The organism is Luteimicrobium sp. NPDC057192 (assembly GCF_042670205.1).
GTDB lineage: Bacteria > Actinomycetota > Actinomycetes > Actinomycetales > Cellulomonadaceae > Luteimicrobium.
In genome coordinates this window covers 125248-133204 of record NZ_JBHUWD010000005.1, presented here as the reverse complement: position 1 = coordinate 133204, position 7957 = coordinate 125248, and the positions used below count along the sequence as shown (strand labels likewise).

The 7957-nt window shown below is 75.0% G+C and carries 6 protein-coding genes; 2 read left to right on the top strand and 4 right to left on the bottom strand.

Features of this window, described 5'->3' with window-relative positions; genetic code table 11:
* Nucleotides 1-36: 36 nt before the first annotated feature.
* Together ACFT5B_RS04535 and ACFT5B_RS04530 are read right to left on the bottom strand one after the other, a co-directional pair.
* Nucleotides 37-2616 (bottom strand): ABC transporter permease, encoded by a 2580-nt coding sequence (locus tag ACFT5B_RS04535; protein WP_386796788.1) that lies wholly within the window; start codon nt 2614-2616, stop codon nt 37-39.
* On the bottom strand, nt 2613-3437 hold the full coding sequence (locus tag ACFT5B_RS04530) for an ABC transporter ATP-binding protein (RefSeq protein WP_386796787.1): 825 nt from the start codon (nt 3435-3437) through the stop codon (nt 2613-2615). The genes ACFT5B_RS04535 and ACFT5B_RS04530 overlap by 4 nt, the downstream gene beginning before the upstream one ends.
* Nucleotides 3438-3973: 536 nt before the next feature.
* Between ACFT5B_RS04530 and ACFT5B_RS04525 the strand changes: the two genes are divergently transcribed.
* Nucleotides 3974-4960, top strand: a complete 987-nt coding sequence (locus tag ACFT5B_RS04525) for a hypothetical protein (protein WP_386796786.1) — start codon at nt 3974-3976, stop codon at nt 4958-4960.
* Nucleotides 4961-4979: 19 nt separating this feature from the next.
* On the opposite strand, the gene ACFT5B_RS04520 is transcribed toward ACFT5B_RS04525, so the two are convergent.
* Both ACFT5B_RS04520 and ACFT5B_RS04515 read right to left on the bottom strand, forming a co-directional pair.
* The gene (locus ACFT5B_RS04520; RefSeq protein WP_386796785.1) at nt 4980-5693 is read right to left on the bottom strand and encodes a response regulator; all 714 of its coding nucleotides are present in this window, start codon (nt 5691-5693) and stop codon (nt 4980-4982) included.
* Entirely contained in the window at nt 5690-7048 is a 1359-nt protein-coding gene (locus ACFT5B_RS04515; RefSeq protein WP_386796784.1) for a sensor histidine kinase, read from the bottom strand. Before ACFT5B_RS04515 ends, ACFT5B_RS04520 begins: the two co-directional genes overlap by 4 nt.
* Before the next feature lie 219 nt (nt 7049-7267).
* On the opposite strand from ACFT5B_RS04515, the gene ACFT5B_RS04510 reads away from it, so the two are divergent.
* Complete coding sequence (locus tag ACFT5B_RS04510; RefSeq protein ID WP_386796783.1) at nt 7268-7954, top strand: response regulator transcription factor; 687 nt, start codon at nt 7268-7270, stop codon at nt 7952-7954.
* Nucleotides 7955-7957: the final 3 nt, after the last annotated feature.

Genomic DNA, 7957 nt, shown 5'->3' with positions numbered 1-7957 from the left:
GGAGCCGACAGGGTCGGCTCCCGCCGCTCGAAACCCCTACTCGACGGCGAGCGCCGCCACGGGAGGCGTTCGCGCCGCGCTGCGGCCCGGCAGGACCGACGCGACGAGCCCCGCGGCGAGCGCCACGACGAGGACGATGCCGAGCGTCGCCCACGGGACGACGAGCGGCGACGGCCCGAACGCGCCGAGCGCGGCGGCAGCGCCCGCCCACCCGTAGACCACGCCGAGGACGATCCCGACGACGGCACCGACGCCCGCGATGAGCATGCCCTCCTGGGCGAGCATCCACCGGAGCTGACCGCGGGTGAGCCCGATGGCCCGGAGCGTCGCTGACTCGCGTCGCCGTTCCAGGACGGACAGGGACAGGGTGTTCGCGACGCCGACGAGGGCGATCACGACGGCGACGGCGAGCAGGCCGAGGACGATCGCGAGGATCGTGTCGACGACCTTCTCCATCGACGCGTGCTCCGCAGCAGGACCGACGACCCCGATGGAGTCGTGCTCGGTGGCGACGGTGTCCTGGATCGCGGCGAGCGTGTCGGCGGCGTCGGCGGTGTCGTCGAACGCGAGCCATGCGGTGTCGGGGGCGGCGTGCGGGTCGATCCGGGCGAAGACGGCCGGCGTGACGTACGCGGCCGGTTGGCCGAGCTCGACGACGTGCACCCGGAGCCGGACGGACGCACCCGTCGGGTTGCCGTCGTCGTCGGCCGCGCGGAGGGTGACGGTGTCGCCGTCCTCGAGCGTGGTGGTGCCCAGGGTGTCCTGGAGGGTGTCGACGGCGATGACGCCGTCGTCGAGCCCGGCGAACGCGGCGGGGTTGCGGACGACGTCGCGGGCGGCGGCCGGGTCGATGCTGTCGAGCTCGAGGCCGGTGCTCTCGCCCCCTGCGGTGAGGGTGGCGCTCGTGCGGCTTAGGGGGACGACGCGGCGGACGCCGTCGACGTCGTCCAGGCGGGCCTGGAGCGCGTGGGTCATCTCGCCGGGTGCGTCGCCCGAGCCGTAGGAGGTGACGACGGCGTCGACGGGGTAGTGCTCGTCGAGCGTCGAGCCGAGGGTGACCCGGGCGCTGGCGGCGCCCGTCGCCATCATGGCGACCAGGGTGACGCCGATGAGGAGCGCGGTGCTGGTCGCCGTCGTGCGGCGGGGGTTGCGCAGCGTGTTGGCCGAGGCGAGCCGGGAGCTGGCGCCGGCCTTGCCGAGCGCGGTCCCGGCGGCGTGCACGACGCGCGGCATCCAGAACACCGAGCCCACGAGGATGCCGACGAACGAGACGGCGCCACCCAGCACGCCGAGCGCGAGCCCGATCTCGGGCGAGCCGTGCGTCCCCGCGAGGACGGCGATCCCGAGGAGCCCGAGCCCCCCGACGGTCGCGAGGAGCGCGAGCACTCCGCGGACCTTCCCCGCCCGGCTGCCCAGGGTCGGCGCATCGGTGGGGCGGAGCGCCGCGAGGGGCGCCACACGGGTCGCGGCGCGCGCCGGCGCGAGGCTCGCGACGACGGTCACGAGGGTCCCCACGACGAGCGGGACGAGGACCGCGACGACGGACACGTGGATCGTCTGGGGGAGCGGCGTCGTCGTGCGGGTGCGGAGGACGCTGAGAACGGCCTGCGTGAGGCCCGTCCCGAGCACGACCCCGACCACCGACCCGGCGAGCCCGAGGACCGTGGCCTCGAGGACGACGGAGCGGCCGAGCTGCGCCTTGGACGCCCCCACGCACCGCAGGAGCGCGAGGGTGCGGGCGCGCTGCGCGACGAGCACCTGGAACGTGTTGGCGATGACGAGCGCGGCGACGACGAGCGCGATCGCGGCGAACGTGAGGACGACGTACGTGAAGACGTCGTCGTCGCCGGTGGCCTGCGCGGCGAGCTCACGGGCGAGACCGTCGCGCGTGAGGACGCGGGCGCCGTCGGGCAGGGTGAGGGCGCTGAGGGTCTCCGTGGCCTGCGCCGTCGTCGCGTGCGCGTCGAGGGCGACCAGCACGTCCGGGTAGGTGACGGCGGCGGGGGAACCGGCCTCGGCGGCCTGCCAGCCGGCGAGCGTCGGCGCGGTCACGACGGCGGCGCCGCCCGAGTCCGTCCAGGCGCCGTAGGGGTCGTCGAGCGTCCCGACGACGCGCAGCCGCTCGGTCCGGGTGGCCGCGGCCCCGTCGCCTCCGCCGGACGGCGTCACGGTGACCTCGTCGCCGACGGAGACGCCGAGCCGCTCGGCCTGCTTGACGGGGAACGCGATCTCGTCGGCGGCCTGCGGGAACGCGCCGTCGTGCACGCGCTGAGGCTCGAGGCGCGGGTCGGACGTGGTCCCGGTGAACTGCGCGTTGATCGTCTTGCCGTTCGCGGCGACGTCCTCCCAGCTGGTCGCAAGGGGGGCAGCGGCGGCGACCCCCGGAGCCGCGGCGACGGCCTCGAGGTCCTGGGGGCGGAGCTGGTCGCCGCCCGCCGTGACGACGAGGTCGGCCCGCGCGTAGGGCGCCGCGACCGAGTCCGTGGTGGCGGTGCGGATGAGGTCGGACGCGACCAGCGTCGCGGCGACGAAGCCGGTGCCGAGCGCGATCGCGATGCCTGCGGCGGCCAGACGCGCGACGCTGCGGCGCATCTGCGCGAGCGTGAGGCGGATCATCGGGCGACCACCGCGGCGTCGTCGAGCGAGCGCAGCGCGTCGAGGCCGGCGAGCGCCGCCTCGGGCGTCGGGTCCTGGATGTCGCCGGCGACGCGGCCGTCCGCGAGCAGGACGACGCGGTCCGCGTACGCGGCCGCGGACGGGTCGTGCGTGACCATGACGATCGTCCGGCCGAGCTCCCGGACCGAGCGGCGCAGGAAGCTCAGCACCTCCGCGCCCGAGCGCGAGTCGAGGTTGCCCGTCGGCTCGTCCGCGAACACGACCTCGGGCTTGGTGATGAGCGCCCGCGCGATCGCGACGCGCTGCTGCTGCCCGCCGGACAGCTCCGACGGCCGGTGCGTGAGGCGCTGCCCCAGACCCAGCGTCTCGACCAGGATCTCGAGCCACGCCCGGTCGACCGTGCCGTTCGCGAGCTCCACGGGCAGCGTGATGTTCTGCTCGGCCGTGAACATGGGCAGCAGGTTGAACGACTGGAACACGAAGCCCACCCGCTCGCGCCGCAGCAGCGTGAGCTCCTTGTCGGTGAGGCGCGTGACCTCCGTGCCGCCGAGGTACGCGCTGCCGCTGGTCGCCGAGTCGAGGCCGGCGAGCAGGTGCATGAGCGTCGACTTGCCCGAGCCCGACGGGCCCATGATCGCCGTGAACGCGCCGGCCTCGAAGTCGACGTCGACGGCGTCGAGGGCGCGCACCGTCGCCTCGCCGCGGCCGTAGGTCTTGGTGAGCGCGCGGGCGCGGACGGCCGTCGAGCGCTTCGTCACCGCGCTCGTGCCCGGGTCGGCGGGGGGTGCGGTCGTCGGGGCGGTCTGGTCGGACGGGGCCACGGTGGCTCCTTCGGTCGGTACGCGGGTGGGTCGGGCCCTCGGCGGGCCGTTGCCCTCGACGCTACGGAAGGCCCCGGAGCGCCCGCGTCGCCCGGCGGTCGGGTCGCTGCGCGGTCGGGGTCATCCTCAGGTCGTACCCAGCCGCGGCGCCGCGCCCACCCCAGGTGTGTGTCAGAACCTCACGGCAGTGGGGTGCCGTGAGCTTCTGACGGGTGCGCGGACCGGGAGGGTTGTCAGAAGCTGGCGGCAGTGGGGTGCCGTGAGCTTCTGACAAGTCGGACGACGGCGCTCGCCTTTCGACCTCGGCCCGCCGTCCGTGTGGTGCGGTCGGGGCCCGGTGGCGGGTCGCCACCGGGTCGCACCACGGAGCGGTTGCAGGGCGAGCCGTGGGCGTCACGGCAACGTCGCGGCCGCGGCTCAGGTTCGGCGCGTCGACTGGGAGGAGCACCGACCCCCGATCGACGCCGACCGCGAGTCGTCCACAACGCGCGTCTGCGCGGCATCGACGGGAGACGGAGCCGCGGGACGCTTCCGCCATGACAGGACGAGCAGACGTACTCGTGTCCGTCGCCGGTCTTCACGGCGTCGCGCGGCGCCAGCACGGCGTGTGCTCCCGCCGCCAGCTCGCGGTCCTCGGACTCACCGAGGGACACATCACCTCCCACCTGGTGGCTCAGCGGTGGCGGGAGGTCGCCCACGACGTGGTGGTGCTGCATCGCGGCCCGCTGACCCGCGAGGCCCGGTGCTGGGCTGCTGTGCTCGGCGGCGGCGACGTCCCGGCGGCGCTCGCGTGCTGGACGGCACTCGAGCTCCACGGGCTCCAGGGCTGGCGGCGTGAGCCGATCCACGTCGTCGTGCCGCGGGGTGACAAGCCGGCGCGGTTCGAGTGGCTCGTGGTCCACGAGTCCCGGCGTCACGACGCCGACGACGTGACCTGGCGCGACGGGCTCCCCGCCCACGGGATCGAGCGGGCCGCGATCGACGCAGCCGCGTGGCAGAGGTCGTGGCGGACGGCGTCGGGGCTGATGGCGGCTGTGGTGCAGCAGCGGCTCACGACCCCCGACGCGGTGCTGGGCGAGCTCGAGCGGGCCGGCCGGATCCGGCACCGCCGGACGATGCAGCTCGCACTCCTCGACGTCGTCGGGGGATCGCAGTCGCTCGAGGAGATCGACTTCGCCCGGTTGTGCCGACGCGCCGGGCTGCCCGAGCCGTCGCGGCAGGAGCGGCGTCGGGATGCCCGCGGCAAGGTCCGGTTCCTCGACGTGGAGTGGCGCCTGCGGAACGGGGGACGCCTGGTCGTGGAGGTGGACGGCGTCGGGCACATGGAGCGCGAGCAGTGGTACGACGACCTGCTGCGGGACGCCGAGCTCGGCTCGGACGCGCGCACCGTCCGGATCCGTATCCCTGCCGGGGCCGCCCGGCACGAGCCGGACCGGGTGCTCGCGATCGTCCGCCGCCACCTCGCCGCCCTGGAGACCGGAGTTGTCAGAAGCTCACGGCGGCAGACTGCCGTGAGCTTCTGACAACTCGCGGAGCGGGGAGTCAGTCGGGGGAGCCCGGGCGCACGAGTCCCGTCTCGTACGCGGTGACGACGGCCTGGACCCGGTCGCGCGCGCCGAGCTTCGCGAGGATCCGCCCGACGTGCGTCTTCACGGTCGCCTCCGCGACGAACAGCTCGGACGCGATCTCGAGGTTCGACCGCCCCCGGGCCATGAGGACGAGCACCTCGCGCTCGCGCTCGGTGAGCTGCTCGAGCGCGTGCTGGGCCTCGGCGTCGGCGGGGGTGTCGGCGGGCAGCGCGGTCACCAGGTGCTCGAGGAGCCGCCGTGTCGACGACGGCGCGATCACCGCGTCGCCCGCGTGCACCGTCCGGATCGCGGCGAGCATCTCCTCGGGCGGGGCGTCCTTGAGGAGGAACCCGCTGGCGCCGGCCCGGATCGCAGCGAGCACGTACTCGTCGAGGTCGAACGTCGTGAGCACGATGACGCGCGGGACGTCGCCGTCGGCGGTCGCGGTCAGCTGTGCGGTCGCGCTGAGCCCGTCGAGGTGGGGCATCCGCACGTCCATGAGCACGACGTCGACCGGGTGCGACGCGAGGAGCCGCAGCGCCTGGGCGCCGTCTCCCGCCTCGACGACGACCTCCAGGTCGGGCTGGGAGTCGATCACCATGCGGAAGCCGGCACGGACGAGCTGCTGGTCGTCGACGAGCGCCACGCGCACGGGTGCGCCCGCCGGACCGTTCCCCTGCGCGTTCACGTGCCGGACTCTACCGGGGCGGCGACGTCGGGGTCCGGGGGCGGCCCGGCGGCCGAGAGGCCGGCGTCGGGCAGCCGCGACGGGAGCTCGAGGTGCACGCGGTAGCCGCCACCGGGTCGCGGCCCGGTGGTCACGGTCCCCCCGAACACGGCGGCCCGCTCGCGCATCCCGAGCAGCCCGTATCCGGCGCTGTCGCTGGTCGCCGCGGCTCCGCGGCCGTCGTCCTGGACGTCGAGGACGACGGCGTCGCGGTCCCACCGCAGCACCACGGTCACGTGGGGCGACGGGCCCGCGTGCTTGAGCACGTTCGTGAGCGCCTCCTGCGCGACCCGGAAGATGGTGAGCGCCGCACCCGGCGGGAGCTGGCGGGGCGTGCCGACCCGGACCAGCGAGACGCGGGGCCCGCTGGCGCGGACCTGCTCGACGAGCGCTTCGAGCCCCTCGACCGACGGTTGCGGCGCGAGGGCGGTCGGGGCGGTGGGTGCCGGCGCGACCGCGCCGCCGCCGCGCGCGACGGCGGGCGCGGAGCCGCGCGAGGCCGGGGCGACGCCGCCGGGCACGGACGGGACGTCGTCCTCGGGGCCTTCGGCGCGCAGGACACCGAGGATGCGCCGCATGTCCGCGAGGGCGGCGCGGCCGGTCTCGGCGATGGTCGTCAGGGAGCGTTCGGGTGCGGTCGGGTCGGTGGCCGCCGCGTACCGGCCGCCGTCGGCCTGCGCGATCATCACGGACAACGAGTGGGCGACGATGTCGTGGAGCTCGCGCGCGATCCGGGTCCGCTCGGCCGACGTCGCGAGCCGGGCCTGCTGGTCGCGCTCGACCTCGAGCCGCTCGGCCCGGTCGCGCAGGGCGTCGATGGTCTCGCGCCGCGAGCGTCGCACCAGGCCGAAGGCCCACACGGCGAGCAGGACGACGCCCCCGAAGATCGTGAGGGCGGTCGCCTGCCGGGCGGTCGCGGCGTAGCCGATCCCGTGGTCGGACATGAGGACCGACGCCGCGACGACGCCGGCCAGCCCGGTACCGATCGCGGTGCGGTGCGCCCACCGTGGTCCGTTGACCGTGACCGAGTACAGCGCGATCGGCACGGTGATGACGGACGCGACCGACGCCGTCTGGTCGACGAGGATCTGGACCAGCGCGACCCCGTAGACGGCGACCACCGACGGGACCGGCTGCGTGCGCCGCCAGGCGAGCGGCACGCACAGGGCCAGCGCGAACCACAGCGCGGCGTGGAGGTAGTTCCCCTCGGCCGCGCTCGCGGCGACGACGAACAGTGCGAGGGCGGCGGCGCCGGTCGCGTCGACGGCGAACCGGTGCTGCTCGGTCCACCGCGTGAACTTCTCGTACCAGCCCATCGCCTCAGCGTAGGATCGGCGAGCGGGGCCGCGCGTCCGCCCGCGGTCCGACGCGCGCTCGAGCGTCGTGGTCCTCCGGGCTGACGGGACGCCGTCCGGCCGGGTCTCGGGACGCCCTCGGGCACGTGTGCTGGACGCCTGCTCAGGGCCTCGCGAGGGTAGGGGCGAGTTCGTGCGAAACGGGAGACTCCGGTCCGGCGGATGCTCTAGCATGGCCCAATGACCAACGTATTGCTGGCCGAGGATGACACGGCGATTGCCGAGCCTTTGGCACGTGCGCTCACGCGCGAGGGATACAACGTCGTCGTGCAAGGGACCGGGCAAGGCGCCATCGACTCCGCAGAGGCCGCCGACGTCGTCGTCCTCGACCTGGGTCTCCCGGACATGGACGGCCTGGACGTCGCCCGCGCGATCCGCGGCGCTGGTCTGACCACCCCGATCCTCGTCCTCACGGCTCGCGCCGACGAGGTCGACCTCGTCGTCGGGCTCGACGCCGGCGCCGACGACTACGTCACCAAGCCGTTCCGCCTGGCCGAGCTGCTCGCGCGCGTCCGCGCGCTGCTGCGCCGCACGCACGGCGGCGAGGCGCCCGACGAGGAGGAGCTCGTCGCGCAGGACGTCGTCGTCGACGTCGCGGCGCACCGCGCGTTCCAGGGCGACCGCGAGCTGCACCTCACCACCAAGGAGTTCGACCTCCTGCGGGTCCTCGTGCAGAACGCGGGCAGCGTCGTCGTCCGCGACGCCCTGATGCGCGAGGTCTGGGGCGCCGAGCCGGCGGGCTCCACCAAGACCCTCGACATGCACGTCTCGTGGCTGCGGCGCAAGCTCGGCGACGACGCGAACTCCCCCCGGTACGTCGCGACCGTCCGAGGGCTGGGCTTCCGGTTCGAGACCGGCGGCCACTGACGA